At 66.7% G+C, this 26,785-nt stretch carries 16 protein-coding genes and 1 riboswitch; of the genes, 6 read left to right on the top strand and 10 right to left on the bottom strand.

Features of this window, described 5'->3' with window-relative positions; all coding sequences use genetic code 11:
- Positions 1–19: 19 nt before the first annotated feature.
- From ASF61_RS06570 to ASF61_RS06595, 6 genes are all read right to left on the bottom strand, one after another.
- On the bottom strand, positions 20–2,287 hold the full coding sequence (locus ASF61_RS06570; RefSeq protein ID WP_056152824.1) for a magnesium chelatase subunit D family protein: 2,268 nt from the start codon (positions 2,285–2,287) through the stop codon (positions 20–22).
- A 12-nt stretch (positions 2,288–2,299) separates the two neighbouring features.
- Entirely contained in the window at positions 2,300–6,457 is a 4,158-nt protein-coding gene (locus tag ASF61_RS06575) for a cobaltochelatase subunit CobN (RefSeq protein ID WP_056152827.1), read from the bottom strand.
- Positions 6,454–6,786 (bottom strand): ferredoxin, encoded by a 333-nt coding sequence (locus tag ASF61_RS06580; protein ID WP_056152830.1) that lies wholly within the window; start codon positions 6,784–6,786, stop codon positions 6,454–6,456. The genes ASF61_RS06575 and ASF61_RS06580 overlap by 4 nt, the downstream gene beginning before the upstream one ends.
- Before the next feature lie 27 nt (positions 6,787–6,813).
- Positions 6,814–7,602 (bottom strand): CbtA family protein, encoded by a 789-nt coding sequence (locus tag ASF61_RS06585; protein ID WP_373994534.1) that lies wholly within the window; start codon positions 7,600–7,602, stop codon positions 6,814–6,816.
- Entirely contained in the window at positions 7,599–7,796 is a 198-nt protein-coding gene (locus ASF61_RS06590) for a CbtB domain-containing protein (RefSeq protein WP_056152833.1), read from the bottom strand. The genes ASF61_RS06585 and ASF61_RS06590 overlap by 4 nt, the downstream gene beginning before the upstream one ends.
- Positions 7,797–7,926: 130 nt before the next feature.
- A riboswitch (cobalamin riboswitch) is annotated at positions 7,927–8,132 on the bottom strand.
- A 67-nt stretch (positions 8,133–8,199) separates the two neighbouring features.
- A complete protein-coding gene (locus ASF61_RS06595; protein ID WP_056152836.1) occupies positions 8,200–8,721 on the bottom strand; it encodes a GNAT family N-acetyltransferase in 522 nt (173 codons plus the stop codon).
- A gap of 249 nt (positions 8,722–8,970) precedes the next feature.
- Between ASF61_RS06595 and ASF61_RS06600 the strand changes: the two genes are divergently transcribed.
- Complete coding sequence (locus ASF61_RS06600; protein ID WP_162241973.1) at positions 8,971–10,485, top strand: sensor domain-containing diguanylate cyclase; 1,515 nt, start codon at positions 8,971–8,973, stop codon at positions 10,483–10,485.
- Here ASF61_RS06600 and ASF61_RS06605 read toward each other — a convergent pair.
- Both ASF61_RS06605 and ASF61_RS06610 read right to left on the bottom strand, forming a co-directional pair.
- Complete coding sequence (locus tag ASF61_RS06605; RefSeq protein WP_056152841.1) at positions 10,476–10,940, bottom strand: hypothetical protein; 465 nt, start codon at positions 10,938–10,940, stop codon at positions 10,476–10,478. The two genes, ASF61_RS06600 and ASF61_RS06605, sit on opposite strands and share 10 nt — an antisense overlap.
- Before the next feature lie 160 nt (positions 10,941–11,100).
- Positions 11,101–12,102: a ribonuclease I gene (locus ASF61_RS06610; protein ID WP_056152843.1), complete on the bottom strand. Its 1,002-nt coding sequence runs from the start codon at positions 12,100–12,102 to the stop codon at positions 11,101–11,103.
- 218 nt (positions 12,103–12,320) lie between these two features.
- Between ASF61_RS06610 and ASF61_RS06615 the strand changes: the two genes are divergently transcribed.
- From ASF61_RS06615 to ASF61_RS06625, 3 genes are all read left to right on the top strand, one after another.
- Positions 12,321–15,413 (top strand): TonB-dependent receptor, encoded by a 3,093-nt coding sequence (locus tag ASF61_RS06615; protein ID WP_082491253.1) that lies wholly within the window; start codon positions 12,321–12,323, stop codon positions 15,411–15,413.
- A gap of 95 nt (positions 15,414–15,508) precedes the next feature.
- The gene (locus ASF61_RS06620) at positions 15,509–17,173 is read left to right on the top strand and encodes a DUF5597 domain-containing protein (protein WP_056152847.1); all 1,665 of its coding nucleotides are present in this window, start codon (positions 15,509–15,511) and stop codon (positions 17,171–17,173) included.
- Between the two features lie 193 nt (positions 17,174–17,366).
- Positions 17,367–18,455, top strand: coding sequence for a LacI family DNA-binding transcriptional regulator (locus ASF61_RS06625; RefSeq protein WP_229205739.1), 1,089 nt, complete (start codon positions 17,367–17,369; stop codon positions 18,453–18,455).
- On the opposite strand, the gene ASF61_RS06630 is transcribed toward ASF61_RS06625, so the two are convergent.
- A complete protein-coding gene (locus ASF61_RS06630) occupies positions 18,436–20,823 on the bottom strand; it encodes a glycoside hydrolase family 3 N-terminal domain-containing protein (protein WP_056152853.1) in 2,388 nt (795 codons plus the stop codon). The two genes, ASF61_RS06625 and ASF61_RS06630, sit on opposite strands and share 20 nt — an antisense overlap.
- Before the next feature lie 40 nt (positions 20,824–20,863).
- Positions 20,864–22,210: an enolase C-terminal domain-like protein gene (locus tag ASF61_RS06635; protein WP_056152855.1), complete on the bottom strand. Its 1,347-nt coding sequence runs from the start codon at positions 22,208–22,210 to the stop codon at positions 20,864–20,866.
- A 273-nt stretch (positions 22,211–22,483) separates the two neighbouring features.
- Here ASF61_RS06635 and ASF61_RS06640 point away from each other — a divergent pair, with 273 nt between their 5' ends.
- Together ASF61_RS06640 and ASF61_RS06645 are read left to right on the top strand one after the other, a co-directional pair.
- Entirely contained in the window at positions 22,484–23,782 is a 1,299-nt protein-coding gene (locus ASF61_RS06640; RefSeq protein WP_056152858.1) for an SGNH/GDSL hydrolase family protein, read from the top strand.
- A 65-nt stretch (positions 23,783–23,847) separates the two neighbouring features.
- A complete protein-coding gene (locus ASF61_RS06645) occupies positions 23,848–26,772 on the top strand; it encodes a glycosyl hydrolase 115 family protein (protein ID WP_082491254.1) in 2,925 nt (974 codons plus the stop codon).
- Positions 26,773–26,785 lie beyond the last annotated feature (13 nt).

The following is a 26,785-nucleotide window of genomic DNA, read 5'->3' on the forward strand; positions in this document are numbered from 1 at the left end:
CCATCTTGCCATTATGCCGTCATGCCAGCCTTGCCCGCACCGTCAGCGCCAGGCTGTCGGCCGATAATTCTTCGAGTGTCAGGCACTCGGCGCCCAGCGCCTGCGCCAGCTGCGCAGCGCGGCCCAGGCGCAGGTAGCCGCTCTCGGTGTCGATCACCAGCGCCGGCACGCGGCGCTCTGCTAGCAGTTCCGCCATTGCCAGCGCTTCGCCCCACGCGTCGCCGCCTTCGGCCATCGGCACGTTGCCCTTGCCGTCCGTGAGCAGCACCAGCAGCGGCGGCGCGGTGCGGGCGTTGGCGCCAGCGCGCTGCAGCGTTTCCAGCGCCAGTTGCAGGGCGTGCGGCAGCGGCGTGCGGCCGCCGGTCGGCAAGCTGCGCAAGCCCTGCTCGGCCAGGTCCACGCTGCGCGTGGGCGCCAGCAGCAGTTCGGCGCGCTGGCCGCGAAACGCCACCACTGCCACCTCGTCACGCTGCTGGTAGGCGTCCGTCAGCAGGCTGAGCACCGCACCCTTGAGCGCTTCCATGCGCCGTTGCGCCGCCATCGAACCGGAAGCGTCGACCACGAATAGTATCAGGTTGGCGCTGGCGCCGACCCGCACCTGCTGGTGCAGATCGGCGCGCGTGACTTGCAGGCGGCCGAAATTGCTACCTTCGTTGCTACCTTTGTTGTCACCTTTGTTGTCACCGTGGTTGCCACCTTCATTGCCACCTTCGCCCCCGCGCCCGACGCCGCGCAGCGCCGCGCTGCGCAGGGTGGCGCCGATGGCAATGCTGTCCGGCTGCTGGTTCGGCACCGCGCGCAGTACCTGACCGCGCGATGCATGCTGCGCCACGCTGCGACGCCCGGCCGCGCTTGAAGACGACTGCGCCTCGACCGAGATGCGCGCAGTCGGCAGGCTGGCAGCGGCAGCAAACACCTGCGGGTGCTCTCCGCCGGCGGACTGCTCGCGGTCTGGCTCGCGGTCTGGCTCGCGGTTCTGGTCCCGGTGTTGGTCCCTGGCCTGCCCACCATCGCCCGTCTGCCTTGGTCCGCCTGCCTGCTGCGCTTCGGCGGCAGGCAGCCCGCCGCTGTCCCGCTGGCGGTCACCGCTCTCCGTGTGATCAACAGCCTGACCTTGTCCGCTGCTCGCAGCCCGGTCGCTGCCCGGTTCACGATTGCCATCCGGCTGCTGCGCGTGTTTTGGCTGCACACCGCTTTCAGGTGGCAATTCTCCCTCCGGCCGCTGCGCGTTGCCGGAAGACTGTCCGCTGCCCGCCTGCTGCTCAGCGCTGCGATCGCGTTCGGACGGCGCCTGCTGCATCAGTTCATCGAGTTTTTGCTGATCGAGGCCCGGCTGCTCGAACGGTTTGCGGCGGCGCCGATGCGGCAGCACCAGTTCGGCCGCGCCGCGGATGTCATTTGGCGTGACCGCGAGCCGCCCGTCCAGCGCAGCGATGGCGCGCGCGGTCTTGTACATCACGATGTCGGCGCGCAGGCTGGCCACTTCCAGTTCGCAGCACAGGTGGCTGATCAGGTCGAGCAGCGCGTCGTCGAGCGTTACCTGCGGCAGCAGCTGCTGCGCCCTGGCCAGGGTGGCCTGCAAGTCTTCCTGCGGTTCGCGCCACGCCTGGCTGAACGAGGCCGGATCGGCCTCGAAGCCGATCCGGCGGCGCACGACCTCGGCGCGCACCGCCTTGTCGCGCGGCGCCGTCACTTCCACCATCAGGCCAAAGCGGTCGAGCAGCTGCGGGCGCAGGTCGCCCTCCTCCTGGTTCATGGTCCCGACCAGCGTGAAGCGCGCCGGATGACTGACCGCGAGGCCCTCGCGCTGGACGCGGTTCACGCCCATGGCGGCAACGTCGAGCAGCACATCGACCAGGTGATCCGCCAGCAGGTTGACTTCATCGATATACAGCAACCCGCGATGGGCCGCTGCCAGCAATCCGGGCTGGAATGCCTGCTGGCCGCCGCTCAGCGCACGCGACAGATCGAGGCTGCCCAGCACCCGGTCTTCGGTCGCGCCAAGCGGCAGCGTGACAAAGGGCACCGGCGACAATCGGACCACGCGATCGGCCTGATTGCAGGTTTCGCAGTGTGCGCACGGAGCCTGCACGGCGCAGTTGAAGGCGCAGGCCGCGACCAGTTCGACCGGCGGTAGCACTTCGGCCAGAGCGCGCGCGGCCGTGCTCTTGGCCGTGCCCTTGTCGCCGCGTATCAGCACGCCACCGATGCCTGGATCGACTGCGCACAACATCAGGGCAAGCCGCAGCTGCTCCTGGCCGACGATGGCGGTAAACGGAAAATTCATCGTGTGCCTGTCTTATCCATTGCGCGGGGTTTCGCCGCGTTCTTCCAGCAGCGTCTCGCTGCGCAGATACAGTTCACGCAGCTGCTCGATCGTCTCCGGCCTGGGCGCCGCCCACATGCCGCGCGCGGCCGCTTCCAGCAGGCGCTCGGCGATCGCATTTTGCGCCCATGGATTGGCCGTCTGCAGGAACTGCTGCATGGCGGGATCGAAGCCATAGCATTGCGCCACGTCTTCGTACATCCAGTCGTCCATCACCTGCGCCGTGGCGTCGTAGCCGAACAGGTAATCGACGGTGGCGGTCAGTTCCAGGCCGCCCTTGTAGCCATGGCGCTGGATGCTGGCCAGCCACTTGGGATTGACCACGCGCGACCGGAACACGCGCAGCGTCTCCTCCTTCAGATCGCGCACCTGGGCGCGCGATGGATCGTGGCTGTCGCCAAAATAATGGCGCGGCTGCTGGCCGCTCAGCGCGCGGATGGTGGCGATCATGCCGCCGTGGAACTGCAGGTAATCGTCGCTGTCGAAGATATCGTGTTCGCGGTTGTCCTGGTTGTGCAGCGCGATCTGCACGCCGTTCAGGCGGGTGCGGAAGGCGTCGCGCTGATCCGAACCCTGGGTGCCGCGCGCATACGCATAACCGCCCCAGTTGACATAGGCCTCGGCAAAGTCGGCGTCGGCTTCCCAGTTGCGGTGCTGGATCAGCGGCAGCACGCCGGCGCCGTAAGCACCCGGCTTGGCGCCGAAGATGCGGTAGGCAGCACGCGCATGCGCTTCGCCCTGCGCCACGCCATCAGCCATCAGACCGGCCAGCTCCTCGAGGTAGTGCTTGCGCACGAAGTTGTGCGTGGGCGGCTCGTCGAGCGCGATCACCTGGTGTACAGCGTCGTCCACCAGGTCGATCAGTTGCGGGAAGGCGTCGCGGAAGAAGCCGCTGATACGGGTGGTGACGTCGATCCGTGGCCGTTTCAGTTCGTCCAGCGGGATCACTTCCACGCCGCTCACCTGCCGGCTTTCTGCGCGCCACACGGGGCGCACGCCCAGCAGCGCCAGGATTTGCGCCACGTCGTCGCCGTGGGTGCGCATGGCGCTGGTGCCCCAGATGCTGATCGCCACGCTCTCCGGGTAGGCTCCGGTCTCGCGCTGATAGCGCTCCAGCACTTCGCGCGCCAGCTGCTGGCCCACGCGCCACGCCGATTGCGACGGCACGCTGCGCGGATCGACCGAATAGAAATTGCGTCCGGTCGGCAGGATGTGGGCCATGCCGCGCGTGGGCGAACCGCTGGGTCCGGCCGGCACGTAGCCGCCGGCCAGGCCGCGCAGCAGGTTGTCGATTTCGTCGGTGGCGCGGGTCAGGTTCGGTACCAGGTCGGTACAGGCAAACGCCAGGACCGTGCGCAGGCCGTCGAAGCGCGCGGCGCCAGCCGGTTTGGCCGTCGCAATGGCCTGTTTCGCAGGTTTCAGCGGGACCGGCTTCGCACGCGGCTTGCCCATTTGCGACAGCACGTTGGCCGCCGATTTCACGGCCGGCTGCAGCAGTGGCGCTGCCGGTGCGGATGCATCGAGGTCGGCAAACACCGATGCCAGCACGGCATCGATGCGCGCTGCGTCGTAACCGGCGTCGCCGAGCGCCGCGAACAGGCGTACGCACAGCACGTCCACCGCTTCCAGCGCATTTGCGCGCGAAACCACGGCACGCCCGGACAGGCGGGCGAGGGCCGGATCGACATTGAGCCGCCGGCCCTGCTGGTCGAGCAGCATTTCCATGGTCAGGCCGAACAGGCCGGCGATTTCCGCCTGCAGGCCGGGGATGCCCAGGTTGGGCAGCCGCGTGAGCGCCACCAGCATATCCGGCATCTGCGCATCGTCCGGTCGGCGTCCGAGGATGTGCAGGCCATCGCGGATCTGGGCCGAGCCGAGTTCGCACAGGTAGCCGTCGAGATCCTCGATCAGGTGGGCGACATCGGAGCCGCCCATCGCCGCCAGCGCGGCCGGCAGCGCGCCGTCGTGCGCGTGATCGTTATCGTGATCGTGCCCATGGTCGTGATCGTGCCCATGACCGTGATGATCGTGATGGCCATGGCCGTGACCATGGTGGTGATCGTGCTCGTGGTCGTGGTGCCCATGACCGTGACCGTGATCATGATCATGATCATGGTGCAGCAGCCGCATCTGCAGATCGGCATCGAGGTTGGTCTGTTTGACCAGTTCCCAGATCTGCTGCTGCAGCAAGGGCAGCTTGGCCGGGTCGAGCACTTCGACCTGGTAGTATTCCCCCACCAGCTGCGTCAGCTGCGCCAGCGCGCCGTAGGTGTCGGCCGTCGTCATCGGCGGCGTCAGGTGATCGACCACCACGGCGTGGCCCCGGCGCTTGGCTTGCGAGCCCTCGCCCGGGTCGTTGATGATGAACGGATAAAACAGCGGCAGGTCGCCGAGCAGCGCGTCCGGAAAGCATTGTTCCGACAAGCCGACACCTTTGCCCGGCAACCATTCCATCGTGCCGTGCTTGCCGACGTGGACGATGGCGTCGGCCTGCCAGACATCGCGCAGCCAGCGGTACAGCGCATAGTAATGGTGCGTCGGCGGCAGGTCCGGCTGGTGGTAGATGGCGTCCGGATCCATGCCGTAGCCGCGCGGCGGCTGCAGCGCGACAAAGGCGTTACCGAGCTCGATGCCGGCCAGCGCCACGTAGTCCTCGTGCACATAGGCTGCGCCGGGAGCGGCGCCCCATTGCGCAGTCATCCTGTCCTGCATGGACTGCGGCAGCTGGTCGAACCATTGCCGGTACTGCGCCGCCGGCACGCGGCCGGCGGCGCCGTGCATCTGTTCGGCCGTCAGGTAGATATTGTCGTACGAGCAGCGTGCCACCAGGTCGTGAATCAGCGCCGTCCCGCTTTCCGGCAGGTCGTCGATCGTATAGCCTGCCAGCTTCATCGCTTCCAGGATGCGCATCAGCGACGCCGGCGCATCGAGGCCCACGGCATTGCCGATCTGCGAAGCCTTGCTGCTCGAATTGGTGAACATGAACGCCACGCGCTTGTCCGCATTCGGCACGCGCTTGAGGCGCGCTGCGCGCCAGGCAATGCCGGCGATGCGCGCCACCCGGTCGGGCAGCGGGTCGTATTCGACCGCGTCGCCGGGCATGCCGGCAGCACGGGCCTTGAACGACAGCGGCACGGTGATGATGCGGCCATCGAATTCCGGCAGCACCACGTTCATCGCTGCGTCGAGCGGATTGAGTCCCCGCGCCGACTGGTCCCACTGGGCCAGCGTCATGCCGCTGGTGATTGCCTGCAGCACCGGCACGTCGAGCTGTTCGAGTACACCGACCGACCAGCCGGCGGGCGTGGGACCGCCCGGCGTGATCTCGCCCATCGCGAACGACGTGGTGTTGATCAGGACATCGACATGGGCACGGGTGGCGCCGTCTTCGACGGTGCCGAAATAGCGCAATGCAGCAGGCAGCTGGCCGTCGCCGGCGCCTGCCCGCAGCGAGGCAGTAAACACGGGCAGCACGTTCATGCCGCGCGCTTCGAGTGCGTTGAGCAGCGCATCGATGAAACGTGTGTTACCGCTCATCCAGTGCGCGCGATAGAACACGATGCCCACGCTGGGGCGCTGTGGATCGGCCAGTGCCAGCCACGCGGCCAGGTCGGCGCCAGGCGCCAGGTCCGGATGGTAGATGCCGTGGTCCAGCAATGCCAGCGCCGGCTCGAAACCGAAGCCGGTCCACAGCAGGTGGTCGGACAGGAAGCGCAGCAACTGCGCCAGGTTGGCGCTGCCTCCGGCCTGGAAATAGGTGAGCGTCATGTCCAGCACGTCGGGACGCACGGTGGACACGGCCGCCAGTTCGGGATCGGGTTCGCCGGTGCCGCTGACGACGACCAGGTGCCGGCCGTGGCGCCGCGCATGCTCGACCAGCTCCGCGAAGCCGGGGATGCTCCCCAGGCGGCCCAGTACCCGTACCACGATCACGCGCGCTGCGCGCAGTTCATCATCGAGCAACTGCGCCAGGGTGCAGTCCTCGTCCAGCGCCTGCAGGTTCACGCCCGCGACCGGACCGAAGCCGTCCGGCAGCTGGGCCTGCGCCTGGTGCAGCACGGTGAGGTCGTTCGAGGCGTGGGTCAGCAGCGCCAGTTGCGCGGTGGTTACAGAGGTCGGGATATCGGTCATTTCGGTCCAGGTTCGCAGGTATCCCCCACGCCAAGGCAGTGGAATACCAGGTCGGCGACTTCGCGCCCGCCCAGCAGGTGGTCGTGGACGATGCGCTCGGCATTGGCTTCGTTGACGCGCTGGTACCACACGCCTTCTGGATAGACCACCACCACCGGCCCTTCGAAGCGGCACGCGACCATGCAGTGGGTGCGCGTGCGCTTGACGGCCAGTTCCGGGTGCGCGTCGATGATCTTGCCCATGTGCTCGAAGACGGCTTGCGCGCGGCCTTCTTTCGGCTCGCAGCGCGGACCGACGCACATGAAGATGTGACGGTGGTGAGTTCTCATGATTCGGACAACCTTATCTGGCGGTCTTCAGGCAGGTTTTTTGTAGAACCAGCCAACCAGCGCGCCCAGGGCCAGCCAGAACACGGCATTGGCCAGCGCGGTGGCGACTACGAAGGCGCCTGCCAGTTCGGCTGGCGCCGCCATCGCATGCACGGACGGTTGCGGTGCGCCGACCAGGTGCGGCACGAACAGCAGCGCCACGGCGCCGACCTTGAGCCAGAGGTTGCGGCTCCAGACCAGCATGCCCAGTGCCACGGCGGTGGAAAAAGCGGTGCAGATCCACCAGGCCTGGCGGGCAGCCACCGGCGCAGCCAGGGTGCCCGGCAACTCGGGCGGCAGGCCGAGCGAGGGGGCGATGAAGAATACTGCGTAGGCGGCCGCGCCCCACAGCAGGCCGCGGCGCCACGTGACAGCGCCGCCGCGCAGGCAGATTGCGGCCACCAGCAGCAGCGCGTAACCGACGCCCATGCTCACATCGGCCAGTGCGGTGTAGGCCGTGCGTTCGAGACCGTCGTCGGGTTCCCAGCCGCCATGGCTGTGGGCTGCTTCGCCGACGCCATGCGCATCATGGGCATGCGCGTGCTCGTGTGCGTGCTGGGCTGGCGCGGCATCCTGATGCACGTGAACGGCGGGTGGGCTGGCCTCCTGCGCCTTTTCGTAGACTTCCGCCTGCTGAATGATCGGTATGACCTGCAGGTGCTGGATCGCGGTCAGCAGCAGCCCCGCCACGATGCCGGCGGCAGCGGCCGTGCGGACGATGCCATTGAAAACGCCGGTGCCTGCTGCGGAAACGCCGGCTGCGCCGGCGCGGTTCAGTGGCACGGGAAGCCTGCCGAATGACGGCTGTCATGGGCCGCGTTATGCAGCGCCTCCATCGACGCGAAGCCGGCGCCGAACAGCAGCACGGCGCCAAGGCCGGCTGCGCACAGTGCAGGCACCAGCTTTTCGCGCAGGCTCGCCAGACGGCTGGAACTTTCGGTGTGACCGGAGATGACTGGGGTGACGGGCATGATCTTCCTTCCAGGGTGCGTGAATACGTCGGGGTACGCGCAGGAGGAACAGCGGGGAAGCGGCCGGAATGCGTTGCAACAGGACAGACAGCACGGCGCAGCACTCACCCGTATCGCCCTCCGCAATACAAACGTGTTGACCGCTGCTGGCTGGTTTCCGGGCTGACGAGTGGATTGCTCCTGGCGGTGCGCCTTCCCATGCGTGTGCACAGTGGCTGCTTGCACTACCTTGACCTCGACTACCGTTGCGGGGGCAGCGCCGGCATGGCCCTGCGGGCGCACCGGCTTCCCATTTAAATGTGCAGACCGCGATCGACCGGGGCCTGGCACATACCAGAAGCTTGACTACCGGCGAAGTATAGGGGCCGCAGGATGGAATTGCAAGGCGTTCAGCCAGCAGGGTTCAGCCATCCACGGGCGCGGCTGGCGTCGGCAGTATCAGCTGATAGAACGCCAGATCCAGCCAGCGGCCGAACTTAAAGGCGGCGTGGCGCACGGTGCCGGCGTGGACGAAACCCAGCTGCTCGTGCAGCGCAATGCTGGCGCGGTTGTCGGCGTCGATGCCGCCGACGATGGTGTGCAGCCCGGCCTGGCCCGCTGCAACGACAACTTGTTCGAGCAGCGCGCGTCCCAGTCCCTTGCCGCGCTGGTCGGCCCGGACATAGACCGAATGCTCCACCGCGTACTTGTTGGCGGGATAGCCGCGAAACGCGCCATAGCTGGCAAAGCCGAGCAGCGTGCCGGCGCCATCCTCGTATCCGAGCACCGGGTAGCCGCCGGCGCGCTTGGCTGCAAACCAGTTCGTCATGGTCTCGTGCGTGCGCGGATGGTATTCGTACAGCGCGGTCGAATTGGCGATGGCGTCGTTGAAGATATCGAGTATCGCTTGTGCGTGGCGTTCTTCGGTACAGCTGACGAGGTGCATGGTGGCTCCGTCCGGGTGGCGAGGGGTAAGACACCCGACATGATAGGGGCAAAGCACCGGTATGCCAATGTCGGGCGCCGCGCTGGCAGGTGGCGTTTGTTGTCCCGCCGCTTATTTTCTTGCTTTTAAGACACAGCAAATTCATGTAACATATGTGCCATCCCGACCATTACAGGTATCATGCGCGCCCCCTCGATCCGATCCCGCTTGCTGTATCTGGTAGTCGCATGCATCGTGCCGGCGTCGTTGATGGCGATTCTGCTGATCGGCTACGACTACACGCAGGCACGGGCTGCGTTCATCACCGGCGCCATGGCAACGGCGCGCGCCAACGCCACCGACATCGACAAGGAATTCGCCGCCGTCGAAGCGGCGCTGCGCGCGCTGGCCGCATCGCCGGACCTGATGCGCCAGGACTTGCGGGGGTTTTACGAGCAGGCGCGCGGGCTGGCCGCCTCCCAGAACATGCTCAACATCGTGCTCGAAGACGCCAGCGGCAAGCAGCTGATCAACACCTTCCTGCCGCGCGGCGCTGCACTGCCGCCGGCCTCGGTGGGGTCGGCGCTGCGCGTCATCAGCGAGCACGAAGCCACGGCCATTTCCGGTATCTTTGTCGGCGAGGTCTCGCATCGCCAGGTGGCATCGGTCGGTGTGCCGGTGCGTTACAGCGCCGGCGACTGGCCGAATCAGGGTGGCGAAGTCGGTGCCCTCAGCGCCGCTGTCACCGTGGAGCGTTTCGGCGCCCTGCTCTCTCAGCAAAGCTACCCGGAACACTGGATTGCCAGCATCCTCGACCGCGACGGCAACGTGGTCGCCCGCAGCGAGGACATGCAGCGCTACGTCGGCCACAAGGCGCTGCCCGAGGTGATCAGGCGCATGCGCGAAGGTTTCGAAGGCGGTTTCGAAACCGCCACCCTGGACGGCAAGCCTATCCTGGCCGTGATGACCCGCGCCGGCACGTCCGGCTGGACGGTCGGCATCGGCATCCCGCTCGAAGTGCTGAACGCCGAGCTCAATCGCAAGCTGTGGCTGCTGGTGCTGGTCACTGCCACGCTGATGGCGGCCGGCCTGCTGGTGGCCTGGCGCATCGGCAACCAGGTGTCGCGCGCCATCGGCGCACTGGTCACGCCGGCCATGGCGCTCGGTCGCGGCGAACCGGTGGCACCCGCCAGCTACGGCCTGCGCGAAGCCGATGAAGTGGGTAACGCCCTGGTGGACGCGGCACGCATGCACGCGCTGGCGCGCCACCAGGCCACGCACGATCCGCTGACGGGACTGGCCAACCGCACCATGTTTACAGAGTTTCTGGGGCGGCAGGTAGAGTTGTGCGCACGCTTCGGCGCGCCCCTGTCGCTGTTATACCTCGATCTCGATGGCTTCAAGCATATCAACGACACCTATGGCCACGCCGCCGGCGACCAGCTGCTGACCGGCGCCGCAGCGCGGCTGCGCGCGGAGCTGCGCAAGTCCGATCTGGCGGCACGACTGGGCGGCGACGAATTTGCCGTGGTGCTGGTCGGTAGCGACGCCGCCAACACCGACATCGTGGTGGGAAAGCTGGAAGCGAGCCTGGGCCGGCCCCATTGCATCGAGGGCCGCGAACTGGCGGCCGGCGCCAGCATCGGTGTCGCCATCATGCCTGCCGCAAGCGGCCACCCCGGCGCCGTGCCCAGCGCCGCCGACCTGGTAGCCGACGCGGACGACGCCATGTACCGGCGCAAGGCGCAGCGCAAGCGGGCGGCAGCCGAATCCCTTCAAAGCTGAGGGACGACCGCGCCTACCCTTCCCGTGAAATGCCCGGGCGCCCAGGCGGCGCAGCGGCCGGTCACACTGGAGCTTGCGCTTTGTCCTGTAGCCAGCACGAGTTCGACGGTACACAAGAAAGGCTCGCCAGCAGGATTGGCACCGGTGTAACGGACGGAGACGTCGGCGTTGAACTGTAAGGTAAGGGAAGCGCGCTGCAGGCACTGCCAGTCAAGCATCTGCTTCGACAGTGCAGCGCGTAAGTATGCCGATTCCCTGGCAGCGATACAGGCAGCGATCGCATTGATGGGAGAGGCAGTTCCGGAAAGCAGATCGAGTTCGATGTGCCAGGGTGGCACCTGCACACCTCTGTATAACAAGCCCAGAGCCCAAAAACCCTGGTAGTCGTTATTCCGGCCGACAAACCTGGAGAGCAGGCCGGCAGCACTATGCTTGAGTCGGGAGCGAACTTTCATGAAGGGTTCCAGCGTGGCTAGCGGCCTGTACGCCCATCCGCGTCGCGGAGCACGCCATCTTATCACTAGCGTAAAAACTGGCTTGCTGCTAAGGCGTCGCTAGTGAGCATCACCGCGTCTCCTGTAGAAATGCATGGGCCATGGCTATCCGTGGTCCGCATCACCTGCCCGCCGCCTCCACATAAATCTCGTCGCCGCACCCCTGCACCCGCGCCGGTGCCGGCTGGGCGTTACCCACCATGGTCGCCAGGTCGCGGTCGGTGGGGAAGTCCAGCGGCAGCGAGACGCGGATCTCTTGCAGGTATTTGCGCTGGCTGCATACCAGCGTCAGGCTGTTGGCGGCCTTTTCGCCTTCGCGGGCTTTGACGCGGGCGAAGAAGTCGGACACGCGTACGCTCTTGCCGGTGCTCGACAGGATGATCTTGCCCACTTCCGAATCGTTGACCACCCGCACGGCGGATACGGCCTTGATGAAATAGTCGTCCGGCGCCAGCGACTGGCATTTGCCATGCTTGTTCCACTCGTAGGCGCCGAAGGTGCGTTCGTAATAAAAGTTGGGCATCCACGGCGCGATCTTGGCGATCGTGTCCTGGGACAGCGCGAATGGCGGCCCCTCGCAGCTGCCGTAGCGGGTACCGCACTCCTTCTTGTTGGGCCACAGGCCGTGCAGGCTCAGGGTCCTGGCTTCCAGTTTGCCGCCGTTCATGGCGTCGCATTCGGGCTTCTTGCCCTTGTACGGGAAGTGCTCGCAGAACCCGGGCTGCCAGGTGACGGCCAGCACATAGCTGTCCTGGCGGTTGGCGATGTTGCAGGAACCACCGTCGCCCTGCGGATCGCTGCCGCGCGGCGGCCGCTTCGAACGCTGCTCGATCGGTTCCAGAATGGCGGCGCCGCAGTCGCGCTGCACCCAGCGCAGCCCGGGTTCCGCGCCCGGCACTTCCACCCGCAGCCACTGGTAATCGGCCTGGTTGATTTCGCGGACCGTGTAGCGCTGGCCCGCTGCGATGCGGGCGCCGCCGGGGTTGGTGCGCTTGGCAAACGAGGCATAGGCTTCGCAGCTTTGCGCGGCGGTGAACGTTCCGCTGGCAGCTTCGCTGGCCTGGGCGGCGGTGGTGCAGAACGCCAGCAGGATGGTGACGCTGGCTACACTGGTACGCAACATGGAGAACTCCGCGAGTGGGGGTGTCGGCATTGTAGCCGAGACGCGCTCGGCGTTGTCGATTCGCCACGTCCAGCGAAAAATGGTAGCGCATGACATTTTGCCGGATCTTTCTGTTGACAACGCCTTTGCAACCGTCCTAGACTCAAATGGTCGCGGTACCATAATCACAATCATCGCTGCGGCAAATTACAAAAGCATAAAATCATTAGGAGACAGCAATGCCCAGCCCCCTTACCCCAACCGGCGGTGGCCGCCGTGCGCCTGCGCGCCTGGCCTGCGGCCTGACCATCATGGCCGGCCTGGTCGCCCAGGCCTACGCCCAGCAGGCACCGGCCCCCACGCCGCCCGCCGCCCCCATCGACGAAGCGACCATCCAGAAGGTGGAAGTGAGCGGCTACCGCAACAGCCTGATCTCGTCGGCCAAGGACAAGAAGGAAGCAGTCGGCTTCCAGGATTCGATCAACGCCGAAGACTTCGGCAAATTCCCGGACAAGAATATCGCCGAGTCGCTCAGCCGCATTCCCGGCGTGGGCGTCTCGCGCGACGTCACCGGCGAAGGCATGAACATCCAGATTCGCGGCCTCGGTTCGAGCTTCACCAAGATCCTGCTGAACAACGCGCAGATCGCGGTGGCGTCGTCCGGTCCGGTCGATGGCCAGAACAGCAACCGCGAGGTCGATCTCGACCTGCTGCCGACCGACCTGTTCACCAAGCTCACGGTCAGCAAGAGCCCGACCGCCAGCATGCTCGAAGGCGGCGCTGCCGGCGTGGTGAACCTGCGCAGCGCGCGACCGTTCGACAAGGAAGGCAGCACCGTTGCCATGAGCGTGACCGGTACCCGCAACCAGATCGCCGACAAGACCGGCGGCCGCGGTTCGCTGCTGGCCAGCCAGACCTGGGGCAAGACCTTCGGCATCCTAGGCGGCATATCGCTGTCGCGCCAGGAAATTCGTACCACCGGTTTCGAAACGGTGGGCTGGACCAATCCGAACCTGAGCGCCGCGCAGAACACGTCCGCCACCCGCAACAACACCGGCGGCGGCAACTGGAACATTCCCGCGGTGGTGCCGGCCAATGCCGGCAACGGCCTCGTGCCGGGCACCGTGATCGACCAGGCCTTCCTGCTGGCGCACAATCCGGGCTTGACCATCGAGCAGATCGACAACGCCATTGTGCCGCGCCTGGGCCGCACCATGGATTACTTCGGCACCAAGGACAAGCTCTCGGCCATTTTCAGCACCGAGTATCGCCCTACCGACGACCTGCACTTCTACGTCGACACCATGTACAGCAAGCGTGACGACAAGGCCCAGCGCGTTGCCTACAACTGGGCCGTGCGCAACAACGCCGCGATCCCGCTCAACATGACGGTGGACCGTACCGATTGCAGCGCCGGCTGCACCGTCACCAGCGGCACCTTCGCCAATTCGCTCAACTTCATCGAGTACGGCCCGCGCCGCGACAAGGTGGACCTGCTGGGCATCAATCCTGGCATGGAATGGACCATCGCCCCCAAGCTCAAACTCGACGCCCAGGTCAATTACACGCGCAGCCGCTTCAGTCACGAGGCCCCGACCGTGATGCCGATCACGCCGGCCAACAGCGGCAACACCGTCACCTTCGATAACACCGGCGGCGGCATTCCCAACATCACGTCCAGCCTCGATCTGAACAACCCGGCCAACTACGCGTGGGCCGGCGGGCGCGTGAATATCGCCAACGAACTGCGCGAAACCCGCACCAAGGGCGCCCACACCGACCTGACCTGGGGCGACCGCGCATTCAACATCAAGGCCGGCCTGGCCTACGACGATATCAACCGCCGCATCCGCGCCCAGGAAAATTCGGCCGCGTGGCAGGCCGCCGTGTGCGGCAACAACCCGAGCGTGGTGCTGGACGGCCCGAACGGCGCACCCAACTGCGACGGTGCCAACACGCCCGGCGCCAGCGCCGCCGCCCTGTACCCGGGCTTCGGCACCGGCTACACGGCCGGCCGCACCGACGCCCTCACCTACGGCGGCTCGCTGATCCCGCAAAGTGCCCTGGGCAGCTACATCGTGCCCGGACCGTACGGCCGGCCGATCATCGACTGGGACCGCTTCCGCAAGGATTCCAACTACGACACGTACAACAACAACGCGCCGTTTGCCACGTCGTCGTCCACCGGCGCCAGCGCCGGCTTCATCGCCGAGAAGACCACCGGCATCTACACCGAGCTCAATGGCGAAGCCAAACCCTGGGGCATGGAGCTGCGCTACAACGCCGGCGTGCGCTACGTGCGCACCCGTCAGCAGGTGGGGTCGTTCAACTCGTTCAGCGATCCGCGCAATGCCAGCCTGCCGCTCAACGGCAGCAAGTATCCGAACGTGAGCCAGTGGGTGTACCAGGACACGACCTACAACAACACGCTGCCGTCGGCCACCGCCGCGCTCAACCTGCGCAGCGACGTGGTGGCCCGCGCCGCCGTCTCGCGCAGCATGACGCGCGCCGATCCGAACGCGCTGCGACCCGGCATCAACTTCTCGTCGCCGTCGGCCGACATCGGCACCATCGGCAACCCGACGCTGAAGCCCTATTTGTCCGACAATATCGACCTGGGGCTGGACTGGTACACGGGGCGCGAAGGCTATCTGAGCGCCACGGTATTCCAGAAAAAAGTGGCCGGCTTTACCGCCAACGAAAACCTCACGCTGCCGTTCAGCGACCTGGCGGCCTTCGGCATCACCTATAACAACCTGACGGCCAACCAGCAAAGCGCGATCAACGACCGGGGCGGACCCAACGCCGCCACCGTGGTCATGACGCGCACCCGCAACGCCAGCGGCATGCTGCGCATCCGCGGCCTGGAGCTCGGCTGGGTGCAACCGCTCGACAAGCTGCTGCCCTTCCGCGGCCTCGGCTTCAACGAAACCGTCACCTTCATCACCCAGCGCGCCAACGGCGAAGGCAGCGAGGGCTTCGTCGCGCTGGGCGTCCCCAAGCGCACCAACAACCTCTCGGTGTTCTACGAGAATTACGGCTACTCGGCGCGGCTGTCGCACACGTTCTCCAAGGGCAGCCAGGTCTCCACCGGCAACCAGAGCGGCATCCCGCTGGCCAATCTGTACGTCAACGACTACAAGCAGCTCGACTTCTCGTCGAGCATCGACCTGGAACAGGTGCTGGACCGCGAGGGCTGGCCCACGCTCACCTTCGACATCGTCAACCTGAACCGCGACGCCAAGCGCACCTACTTCCAGTTCTCGAACGCCCGCTTTACCGAGTACGCGCCGGGCCGCACGTATTCGTTCGGCTTACGCAAGAAGTTCTGAGTGTGTCGCTCCCTGCTCCCACGGAGCAGTTTATGGGCACTGTCGCCGGGTGGCGGCGGTGCTTCTTTTTTTGACAATCTCGATGGAGCCTCGCGATGACATCACGTGCTTCGAATGGCGCTGCAGCAGCGCTGCTGTTTGCCCTGTACTGGCTTTGCGCGGGCGCGGTCGCGCATGCGGCTGCCACCGCCCCCGTGCCGCAGCTGCGCCAGCAGGGCACCGCCACCCAGCTTATCGTCGACAACCAGCCATACCTGGTGCTCGGCGGCGAACTGCATAATTCCTCGGCGTCGCACCTGCCTTACCTGGAACGGCTGTGGCCTGCACTGAAAAAAGCCGAACTCAATACCGTGCTGGTCCCGGTCCAGTGGGACCAGATAGAGCCGGAAGAAGGCCGCTACGACTTCGCCACGCTCGATGGCATGCTGACGCAGGCACGCGCCAACCATATGCGGTTGATTTTGCTGTGGTTCGGCGCCTGGAAAAATTCGATGTCCACCTATGCGCCACCGTACGTCCGGCGCGACACCGTCCGCTTTCCGCGCGCCCTCAACCGCGCCGGCGCAGTGCAGGAAATCCTCACGCCGTTTGGTGGCCAGACCTTGCAGCGCGACAGCGCAGCCTTCCGTGCACTGCTGGCGCACCTGGCGCAAGTCGATACCCGGCGCACCGTGATCATGGTACAGGTGGAAAACGAGATCGGCATGCTGCCCGATGCGCGCGATTACGGTCCGCTGGCCAACACGGCGTTGGCTGGCGCGGTGCCAGCGCGTCTGCTGGCCTATCTTCAAACGCACCGCGCGACGCTGCATCCTGCGCTGCTGGCGCTGTGGACCACGCATGGCCAGCGCACGCACGGCACCTGGGCCGAGGTGTTCGGCACCTCCGCCGCTGCCGAAGAGGTGTTCCAGGCCTGGGCCTATGCGGCATTCGTCGAAACCATGGCCACCGCCGGCAAGTCGGCCTATCCGATTCCGCTGTATGTCAACGCGGCCCTCAACCGTCCGGGCAAGAAGCCGGGCGAATACCCGAGTGCCGGCCCTTTGCCGCACCTGTTCGACGTGTGGAAGGCGGCGGCGCCATCGATCGACGTGCTGGCGATCGACACCTATTTCCCCAATTTTGGCGACTGGGCGCCGCAATTCAAGCGCCACGACAACCCCCTGTTCGTACCGGAAGCCGACAACGCCGGCCGCCACGATGCCGCCGCCAAGGCCTTCTACGCCATTGGCCAATACGACGCCTTCGGCTTTTCGCCGTTCGGCATCGAAGACAGCACCGGCACCGGCGACGACACCCTGCCGGCAGCCTACCGCCTGCTGCGCCAGCTCGCCCCCGTGATCAGCCGATACCAGGGCGCCGGCGCCATGCGCGGCTTCAAGGTCAAGGTGTCGTACGACGGCGTGGTGGACGCCACGGCGCAGCAGGCGACGCTGGGCGGCTATCTGCTCAATGTCGGCTTCAGCAATCCCTGGGCCAAGTCCAGCAGCCGCGAACTCGAGGCATGCGGTGGCCTGGTGATACAGCTGGCGGACGACGAGTTCCTCATCGCCGGCAAGGGCCTGACCGTATCGTTCAAGGACGCCACCGGCGCTGGCGACAGCGTCGGCCTGGAACGGGTTACGGAAGGCACCTACGACGATGGCCAGTGGATACCGGGCCGCTGGCTGAACGGCGATGAAACCCACCAGGGCCGCCAGGTCATGCTGGGTACGGGCGGCTTCACCATGCAGCGGGTGAAGCTCTATCGCTACCGCTGACGGCCGCGCCGCCATGCTGCCCTGCCGATGGTCGGCAGCCGGCAGCAGGCAGCCAGCCCCCGGCTGCGTTAAAAGGATGAACTATGCTACAGTGTTGTTACACCATCGCATGATGGTAGCGTTTTACATCACTCCACCGAAGGTAGTCCTCCCCATGAATAAAATGGCGCCAGATGAGCGCAGCCAGCCGACCATGCATGATGTGGCTCGGCTCGCTGGCGTGTCGCCGATGACGGTGTCGCGCGTCATGAACGGCAAGGATACGGTCCACGCCAGGACCCGCAAGAAGGTCGCCGACGCGGCCGCCGCCCTCAACTACATGCCGAACCAGGAGGCGCGCAAGCTGGCCGGCGCGCGGCCGATCCGTATCGGTTTCTTGTACAGCAACCCCAGCGCCGGCTACCTGAGCGCACTGCTGGTCGGCCTGCTCAACCAGTCGAGCATCCACAACATGCAGCTGTTCGTGGAAAAAGGCGACGACCAGGCCCACCAGCTCGAGCAGATCGAGCGGCTGATCGACAACAACCTCGATGGCATCGTGCTGCCGCCGCCGCTCGGCGACGATCCGGCCATCCTGGCGCGCCTGAACAGCGCCGGTGCGCCCGTGGTGACGGTGGCCTGCGGCCAGCCCGAGGCCGATGTCAGCTCGGTCAGCATCGACGATTACCTGGCCGCCTTCCAGATGACGCGCCAGCTGATTGGCCTGGGCCACCAGCGCATCGGCTTCATCGCCGGCGACGGCAACCAGATCGCCAGCGCACGGCGGCTGGCCGGCTACCAGGCGGCGCTGCAGGAAGCGGGCGCCCAGATCGCCCAGGAACTGGTGGTGCCCGGTCTGTACACTTACCGGTCGGGTCTGGAAGCGGCGGAAACCCTGCTGGCGCTGGCCGAGCGGCCCAGCGCCATCTTCGCCAGCAATGACGACATGGCGGCAGCCACCGTGGCGGTGGCGCACCGGCTGGGCATGGACGTGCCCGGAGATCTGACGGTGGTGGGCTTCGACGACACGGCGCTGGCCACCACCATCTGGCCTGCCCTCACGACCGTGCACCAGCCGATCACCGACATGGCCGGCGAAGCGGTGCGCCTGCTGCAGCGGCAGATCCGCAGCCGGCGCGACGGCGCACCGCTGCATCCCGAACACGTGCTGATGAACTTCTCGCTGGTGCGGCGCCAGTCCGACGCCGCCCCGCGCGTACGTCCACCGGCGCGCTACCTGCCGCCGCAGGCGCCGCGTCCGGTGGACGCGGCGACGCTGTTGTTTAGCCCACCATCAGCTTGACGGATTTGAGCTGCACCGAGTCCGGGCCGGCGTGGATGGTGAAGCTGCCCGGTTCCACCACGCGCTCCATGCGCATATTGTAGAACTGCAGGTCCGCAGGCTTGATGTCGAACGACAGCGTGCGGCGCTCGCCCGGTTGCAGCGTCACGCGCTGGAACGCTTTCAGTTCCAGCACCGGCCGCGTGGCCGAGCTGACGTCGTCGCGGATGTAGATCTGCACCACTTCGTCGCCGGCGCGCTTGCCGGTGTTGGCCACGTCCACTTCGACCCTGGTGCTCTCGCCCACCGCGATGCGGGCCTTGGTCAGGCGTGGCGCGGAAATGTCGAACGTGGTGTAACTGAGACCGAAGCCGAACGGGTACAGCGGCTTGGTGCTGCCGTCGATGTAGCCGCGCCGCGCCGATGGCTTGTAGTTGTAGAAGATCGGCAGCTGACCCACGCTGCGCGCGATCGATACCGGCAGCTTGCCGCCGGGGTTGGCGCGGCCGAACAGGAGGTCGGCCACGGCGTTGCCGGTTTCCTGGCCCATGTACCAGCCTTCCACCAGCGCATCCGCTTTTTCGGCCAGCAGGTTGACCGACAGCGGACGGCCGTTGAGCAGGAATACCACGGTCGGTTTGCCGAGCGCGAAAATGGCGCGCGCCAGGTCGTTCTGCTGGCCGATCAGGTCCAGTGACTCGCGGTCCCCCAGGTGATTGTCGGCCCACGCTTCGCGGCTGGTCTGCTCGTTGTCGCCGAGGACCATGATGATGGTGTCGGCGTTCTTTGCCGCAGCCACCGCCTCGGCGATCAGCCTGGCGTTCACTTCCGGCGCCACGAACTTGATCTCGTCCTGGCCCCAGATGCGGCTCTCGGTCAGCCGCACGCCCTCGGCGTACGCCAGCTCGAAACCCTGGGCGCGGCTTTCGGCCTGCAGGCCTTCGTACACCGATACCACGTGGCGCGGAATGTCGGAATAGCCGCCGATCGGCGTGTCCTTGGCGTGCGCGCCCAGCAGCAGTACCTTGCCCACCTTTTTACCGTCCAGCGGCAGCAGGCCCTTGTCGTTCTTCAGCAGTACCGGCGTGCGGGTGGCGACCAGGCGCGCCAGCGCCACGGCGTCGCTGGCCGCGGTCAGGCTGTCGGCGCGGCTGGCATCGACGTACGGCTGTTCGAACAGGCCGGCCTGAAACTTGAGTTTCAGGATGCGGCGCACCACGGTGTCGATCTCCTTGACCGACACCCGCTTTTCCTTGACCAGTTCGGCCAGCGACAGGTAGGACAGCGGGTCCGGCGTTTCGATATCGACGCCGGCCTTGATCGCATAGTAGCCCGCCTCTTTCGGATCGGCCGCCAGCTTGTGACGCGAAGCCATTTCGTTGATGCCGAAGTAGTCCGATACCGTGACGCCCTCGAAACCCCATTCCTCGCGCAGCACCTTGTGCAGCAGCCAGTGGTTGGCGTGCGACGGAATGCCGCCGATCTCGTTATACGACGGCATTACCGCCGCCACGTTGGTTTCGCGGATCAGGCGCTCGAACGGCGGGAAGAAGTCTTCGCGCAGCGTGCGCTCGCTCACTTCGGCAGGACCGATGTTGGTGCCGCTCTCGGGCTGACCATGGCCGGTCATGTGCTTGAGCGTGACGAAGACCTTGTCCTTGGCCAGCACCGGGTTGGTGCCGGCGAAACCGATCACTGCGGCCTTGCCGATTTCCGCGCTCAGGTGGGCGTCCTCGCCGTAGGTTTCCTCGATACGGCCCCAGCGCGGCTCGCGCGCCACGTCCACCACCGGCGCCAGCGCCAGGTTGGCGCCGCGCGCGCGCATTTCGCGCGCCGCCACGCTGAAGGCCTGCTGCACCAGCGGCGGATCGAACGACGACGCCAGGCCGATCGCCTGCGGGAAGCTGGTGGCGTCGCGCGCCACGTAGCCGTGCAGTGCCTCCTCGTGCATGAACAGCGGGATGCCGAGGCGGGTCTGCTCGACCGCCCACTTCTGGGCAGCGTTGGTGTAGGTGGCCGTTTCCAGCGCGTTGCGGTTCTTGACGCCGCCGGTATCGCCGGCGCCGGCGGCCTGGCCCAGCTGGCGGTCGGACGGGCGGCCGATCATGCCGATACCGTGCGGGTAGGCAGCCTTGGCCTTTTCCGCATTGAACTCGCCGCTGGCGTCCTGGATCGCGGTCTTCTTCTGCCACACGCACAGCATTTGGGCGATCTTCTCTTCCAGCGTCATGCGGCCCAGCAGGTCGTTCACGCGGCGGTCCACGGGCAAGGCCGGATTTTTATACGGTGCGCTGGTGGCAGCGGCGGCCAGCGCCATCGGCGCCGACACCATGGACAGCCCGGCCACGCCGGTCATCGAGGACAGGAAGGTCCTGCGGTTGGTTTTCATATTTGTCTCCGTATTTTTATGGTGGTTACGACGAAAATGTTCAGCGCCCCAGACTGGGCCTATTCGGGGAATAGGTCCAGCCGGGCACCAGGTAGCGCATCGCCATGGCATCGTCGCGCGCGGTGGTGGCGACCTTATTGTAAAGCGCGTGGGCCGCTTCGATGCGGTCCATGTCGGGTTCGATGCCCAGGCCCGGACGTTGCGGCACCATCACCTCGCCGCCGACGATCTGCAGCGGCTCGCGGGTCAGGCGTTCCTGCCCCTCCTGCCAGATCCAGTGGGTGTCGATGGCCGTGATACGGCCCGGCGCCGCCGCTGCGGCATGGGTGAACATGGCCAGCGAGACATCGAAATGGTTGTTCGAGTGCGAGCCCCAGGTCATGCCCCATTCGGCGCACAGCTGCGCCAGGCGCACCGAGCCCTGCATGGTCCAGAAATGCGGATCGGCCAGCGGAATATCGACCGCGCCCAGCAGGTGCGCATGCGCCATTTGGCGCCAGTCGGTGGCGATCATGTTGGTGGCGGTGGGGATGCCGGTGGCGCGGCGGAATTCCGCCATCGTCTCGCGCCCCGAATAACCGTTCTCGGGACCGCACGGGTCTTCGGCGTAGGCCAGCAAATGTCCCTGGCCGCGACACAGGTCGATGGCCTCGCGCAGCGACCAGGCGCCGTTGGGGTCGAGCGTTGCGCGCGCGTCGGGAAAGCGCGCCTTGATCGCGGCCACCGCTTCGAGTTCCTCGGCGCCGTGCATCACCCCGCCCTTGAGCTTGAAGTCGCGGAAGCCATAGCGCGCCACCGTGGCCGCGGCCTGGTCGGCAATCGCGGCAGGCGTGAGGGCTTGCTGGTGACGCAGGCGGTACCAGTCGTCGCCACCGCCGGACGAAGCGGCCAGGTATGGCAGATCGGTGCGGCCACGGTCGCCGATGTAGAACAGGTAGGCCAGCATCGGCACGCTGTCGCGCTGCTGGCCGGCGCCGAGCAGTTCGCACACGGGCACGCCGAGGTGCTGGCCAAGCAGATCGAGCAGCGCCGCTTCCACCGCAGTGATCACGTTTTCCAGGCGCAGATTGATTTCGTGCGGCTGCTTGAGCACTTCCGCTTCGGCCGCCGACGTGACCTGGTATTGCTGGCCGCTGACGTCGCGCCGGGCGATGGCGGCGCGGATGCCGTTGAGCGTGTGGTTGTAGCGGCCGATCGCCGTTCCCACCACCAGCGGCACGGCGTTTTCCAGCGCGCGCAGGATGCCGGCGCCGCCCGGCACCTCGCCGATGCCGGTGTGGCCGGCGCTGTCCTGCAGCAGGACCAGGTTGCGGGTGAAATACGGCGCGTGCGCACCGCACAGGTTGAGCAGCATGCTGTCGTGACCGGCCACCGGGATCACGCGCATGGCCGTGATGACGGGCGTCGCGGAGACCGGTGGGGACGAAGGCGTGGAAGGTAAGGGGGACTGCGGTAAATGTGTTGCCTGTACCATGCCTTTATCCTAAAATGATTAGCGCTACCATTTACTCAGTGTGAAGGATTTATGCGATCACGTCAACCTGTCAGACCTTTTCAAAACATGACGGCAGGCGGTATCGCTGCCGCTGCCCGACTCGCGGTGGCCTCGCTTGGTGAAGGATTTATGCGGTCACGTCAACCCGTCAGACCTGTTCAAAACATGACGGCAGGCGGTATCGCTGTCGCTGCCCGACTCGAAGTTGGCGCCATCGCTGTCGCCACCCTGCTCGCCGTCGGCACCCTGGGCGGCTGCGCCACGGCTGCTGACCGTGGCGGTCCGGATAGCCAGCACTGGGTGGCGTCCTGGGGAACGGCGCAGCTGGTGCCGGAGCCGGCCAACGAGCTGCCTGCGGCCAGCTGGCGCGACGCCAGCCTGCGCCAGATCGTCCACCTCTCGCTTGGCGGCAGCCAGCTGCGGATACGGCTCAGCAACGCGTTCGGCACCGCCCCGCTGCTGGTCGACGCGGCCAGCGTGGCGCGCGCCGTCGCTCCCGGTCGCGCCGATATCGACGCTGCGACCGTGCAGGCGCTGACCTTCGACGGTCGCCGCACCGTCACCATCCCGGCTGGCGCAGAATACTATAGCGACCCGGTGAAGCTCGATGCGCCGCCCGGCGCCGACCTCGCCATCTCGCTGCACTTCAATGCCGAACCGGCGCGCCAGACCAGCCATAGCGGCGCGCGGACCACCAGCTTTGTCACCCCCGGCAACCGCACGGCGGACGCCAGCTGGCCCGATGCCGGCAAGATCACGCGCTGGTACACGATCGCCGATGTGGACGTGATGGCGCCGCGCGCTGCCGGTGCGCTGGTGGCGGCCGGCGATTCGATCACCGATGGCTACGGCGTGACCACCGACGGCAACAACCGCTGGACCGATGTGCTGGCGGCCCGCCTGCGCCAGGACGGCCTGCCGATGGGCGTGGTCAATGCGGGCATCGGCGGCGGCCGCATGCTCAGGGATGGCCTGGGCCCGAACCTGATGGCGCGCTTCGACCGCGACGTCTTTTCGCGCGCGGGCGTCACCCATGCGCTGGTGTTCATCGGCGTCAACGATCTTGGCGGCCAGCACCGCAACACGCCGGACCTGCCGGCCGACCGCCAGCAACTGCTGGCCGACCTGAAACTGGCGCACCGCCAGCTGGCGGCCCGCGCGCGCGAACGCGGCGTGTGCCTGATCGGGGCCACCGTCACGCCGTACGTCGGCAGCGACTATTATCACCCGGAGCCGGCCAACGAAGCAGACCGGCAGGCACTCAATGCCTGGATCCGCGACTCAGGCGTCTTCGATGCCGTGGTCGACTTCGACGCCGCGCTGCGCGATCCGGCGCAGCCGCAGCGGATCTTGCCGCAATACGATTCGGGCGACCACCTGCACCCGTCGCTGGCCGGCTACCGCGCACTGGCCGACGCGGTGCCGCTGGCGCTGCTGCGGCAGTCGTGCCGCAGCAGCCCCTGACCAGCTTCTGCATGCAGTTCCCGCATTACACACTATAAAAACGGATAACCACAACAATGAGACAAATGCTGACCGCTGCGGCGGGGGCACGGGCACTGCGCGCCCTCGCCCGCCACCTTCCACTTCCCCCTGTCCTGCACCGTATCGCGCTCTGCAGCCTGTCCCTCGGTCTGCTGATTGCCGCGCCCGCGCAGGCACTGGGCCAGAAGCCGCTGGTGCTGTTCGCGGCGCCGCCCGCCGGCGCCGTGACCATGGCGGACAACGGCAAGGCCGCGCCGCTGTACGTGGATGCGGCCGACCATGCGGGCGTGCTGCGCGCCGCGCACGACCTGCAGGCCGATATCGCGCGCGTGACCGGCGTCACGCCGGCGCTGCAACAAGGTGCGCCGGCCGGCGCCGACGTCATCCTTATCGGCACGGTCGGCCACAGTCCGCTGATCGACAAGCTGGTGGCGACGGGCAAGCTCGATGTGGCGGCGATCCGCGGCAAGTGGGAAGGCTGGCAGGTGCAGACCGTGCTGCAGCCGATGCCGGGCGTGGAACGGGCCCTGGTGATTGCCGGCAGCGACAAGCGCGGCACCATCTACGGCATCTATGAAATGTCCGAGCAGATCGGCGTGTCGCCGTGGTACTGGTGGGCCGATGTGCCGCCGCCCAAGCGCGCCGCCCTGTATGCAGCGGCACCGGCAGCGGTGCACGATGCGCCCGTGGTCAGGTACCGCGGCATCTTCCTCAACGACGAGCAGCCGGCGCTGACCGGCTGGGTGCAGCAGACCTACGGCGGCTACAACCACCGCTTCTATGAAAAGGTGTTCGAGCTGCTGCTGCGTTTGCGCGCCAACTACCTGTGGCCCGCCATGTGGAACGCGGCGTTTTTCGATGACGATCCGCTCAACGGCAAGCTGGCCGACGATTACGGCATCGTCATGGGCACCTCGCACCACGAGCCGATGATGCGCGCGCAAAAGGAGTGGGCACGCCAGGGCAAGGGCCCGTGGGACTATCAGCGCAACCCCGGGGTGCTGCGCAATTTCTGGACCGGCGGCATCCGCAACACGCGCGACTACGAGAAGATGATCACCATCGGCATGCGCGGCGACGGCGACGAGCCGATGTCGGAAGCGTCGAACGTGGCGCTGCTCGAGCGCATCGTGGCCGACCAGCGCACCATCATCGGCCAGCAGATGGGGCGCGACGCCGCCACCGTGCCGCAGATGTGGGCGCTGTACAAGGAAGTGCAGGACTACTACGAACAGGGCATGCGCGTGCCGGACGATGTGACGCTGCTGTGGGCCGACGATAACTGGGGCAATATCCGCCGCCTGCCCACCGCCGAAGAACGCAAGCGCAGCGGCGGCGCCGGCGTGTATTACCACTTCGATTACGTGGGCGGCCCGCGCTCGTACAAATGGCTCAACGTCACGCCGCTGCCGAAGATCTGGGAGCAGATGCACCTGGCGTGGCAGTACCAGGCCGACCGCATCTGGATCGTCAACGTGGGCGACCTGAAGCCGATGGAAGTGCCGATCGAATTCTTCCTCACCTATGCCTGGAACCCGGCCGCGTGGCCGGCCGCGCGCCTGCCCGACTATCTGAAACTGTGGGCCACGCGCGAATTCGGACCGGAGCACGCCGACGCCATCGCCGACATCGTTGCCAGCTACGCGCGTTACAACGGCCGCCGCAAACCGGAACAGCTGGCGCCGGACACCTACAACCTGGTCAATTACGACGAGTCCGAGCGCGTGGTGGCCGAATTCCGTGCCATCGCCGACCGCGCCGAAAAAATCGCGGCGCAGCTGCCGGCCGCGCAGCGCGATGCCTTCTTCCAGCTGGTGCAGTACCCGGCGCAGGCCAGCGCCGTGGTCACCGAGCTGTATGCGACAGCGGGCCGCAACCGGCTGCACGCGGTGCAGGGCCGCACCTCGACCAACGACCTGGCGCTGCGCGCGCGCAGCCTGTTCGCGCAGGATGCGGAGCTTATGCGCCGCTACCACCAGGAGATCAGCGGCGGCAAGTGGAACCACATGATGTCGCAGACCCACCTCGGTTATACCTACTGGAACCAGCCGCCGCGCAACGTGATGCCGGCCGTGAGCGAGGTGCAGGCGCCAGTGGCGGCCGACATGGGCGTGGCCGTGCAAGGCAGTGCGCAGGCATGGCCCGGACCCGACAGCGACAAGCTCGCCCTGCCCCCGCTCGACGAATACACCGGGGCGCCCGCGTACCTGGAAGTATTCAATCGCGGCCAGCAGCCGTTCGACTACCGCATCACGGCCAGCGCGCCTTGGATAGAGATCGACCAGCCGGATGGCCGGGTGGAACGCGACCGCCGTGTCTACATCAAGGTGCGCTGGGACCAGGTGCCGCGGGGCGCCGATCGCGCAGTGCTGACCGTGCAGGGTCCCAACCGCGCCAAGGTCGCTATCCAGGCGCCGCTGCGCCGCCTGCTGCCCGGCGTTACCGCCGGCGATTACGTCGAAACCGGCGGCGTGGTGTCGGTCGAAGCGGCCGACTACAGCCGCGCGGTGGCGCCGGCCGGGCGCCAGTGGCTGACCATACCGGGCCACGGCCGCACGCAGTCCGGCGTCACCGCGCTGCCGGTGGTGGCCACACCAGAGCAGTCGCCGTCGATGCGGCTTGAATACGCGGTGCACCTGCAGACGGCCGGCCCGGTCGTGGTCCACGCCACGCTGGCGCCTACCCAGAAGTTCCAGCCCGGCGCCGGCCTGCGCTACGCCGTCTCGTTCGATGACGAAGCGCCGCAGCTGGTGAATATGCATGCCGACCAGTCCGAGCGGGCCTGGGAAAAGAGCGTCTCGGACGGCGCCACCGTCATGTCGTCGCGTCACACCATCGCCAGGCCCGGCCACCACACGCTGAAGTTCTGGGCGATCGACGCGGGCGTGGTGCTGCAAAAAATCGTGGTCGATACGGGCGGCATGAAGGACAGCTATCTCGGTCCGCCGGAAAGCCCGCGCGCCCGGTAAACAAAAAAAATCA

The organism is Duganella sp. Leaf126, assembly GCF_001423125.1.
Classification (GTDB): Bacteria; Pseudomonadota; Gammaproteobacteria; order Burkholderiales; family Burkholderiaceae_D; genus Rugamonas.

What these genes read in the sequence shown, in the direction of transcription:
- ASF61_RS06590 (WP_056152833.1), bottom strand. Translation starts at nt 7,796, where the DNA reads ATGCCCGTCACCCCAGTCATCTCCGGTCACACCGAAAGTTCCAGCCGT.
- ASF61_RS06595 (WP_056152836.1), bottom strand. Translation starts at nt 8,721, where the DNA reads ATGCACCTCGTCAGCTGTACCGAAGAACGCCACGCACAAGCGATACTC.
- ASF61_RS06580 (WP_056152830.1), bottom strand. Translation starts at nt 6,786, where the DNA reads ATGAGAACTCACCACCGTCACATCTTCATGTGCGTCGGTCCGCGCTGC.
- ASF61_RS06600 (WP_162241973.1), top strand. Translation starts at nt 8,971, where the DNA reads ATGGCGATTCTGCTGATCGGCTACGACTACACGCAGGCACGGGCTGCG.
- ASF61_RS06570 (WP_056152824.1), bottom strand. Translation starts at nt 2,287, where the DNA reads ATGAATTTTCCGTTTACCGCCATCGTCGGCCAGGAGCAGCTGCGGCTT.
- ASF61_RS06610 (WP_056152843.1), bottom strand. Translation starts at nt 12,102, where the DNA reads ATGTTGCGTACCAGTGTAGCCAGCGTCACCATCCTGCTGGCGTTCTGC.
- ASF61_RS06575 (WP_056152827.1), bottom strand. Translation starts at nt 6,457, where the DNA reads ATGACCGATATCCCGACCTCTGTAACCACCGCGCAACTGGCGCTGCTG.
- ASF61_RS06615 (WP_082491253.1), top strand. Translation starts at nt 12,321, where the DNA reads ATGCCCAGCCCCCTTACCCCAACCGGCGGTGGCCGCCGTGCGCCTGCG.
- ASF61_RS06635 (WP_056152855.1), bottom strand. Translation starts at nt 22,210, where the DNA reads ATGCGCGTGATCCCGGTGGCCGGTCACGACAGCATGCTGCTCAACCTG.
- ASF61_RS06630 (WP_056152853.1), bottom strand. Translation starts at nt 20,823, where the DNA reads ATGAAAACCAACCGCAGGACCTTCCTGTCCTCGATGACCGGCGTGGCC.
- ASF61_RS06640 (WP_056152858.1), top strand. Translation starts at nt 22,484, where the DNA reads ATGACGGCAGGCGGTATCGCTGTCGCTGCCCGACTCGAAGTTGGCGCC.
- ASF61_RS06645 (WP_082491254.1), top strand. Translation starts at nt 23,848, where the DNA reads ATGCTGACCGCTGCGGCGGGGGCACGGGCACTGCGCGCCCTCGCCCGC.
- ASF61_RS06605 (WP_056152841.1), bottom strand. Translation starts at nt 10,940, where the DNA reads ATGAAAGTTCGCTCCCGACTCAAGCATAGTGCTGCCGGCCTGCTCTCC.
- ASF61_RS06625 (WP_229205739.1), top strand. Translation starts at nt 17,367, where the DNA reads ATGCATGATGTGGCTCGGCTCGCTGGCGTGTCGCCGATGACGGTGTCG.
- ASF61_RS06620 (WP_056152847.1), top strand. Translation starts at nt 15,509, where the DNA reads ATGACATCACGTGCTTCGAATGGCGCTGCAGCAGCGCTGCTGTTTGCC.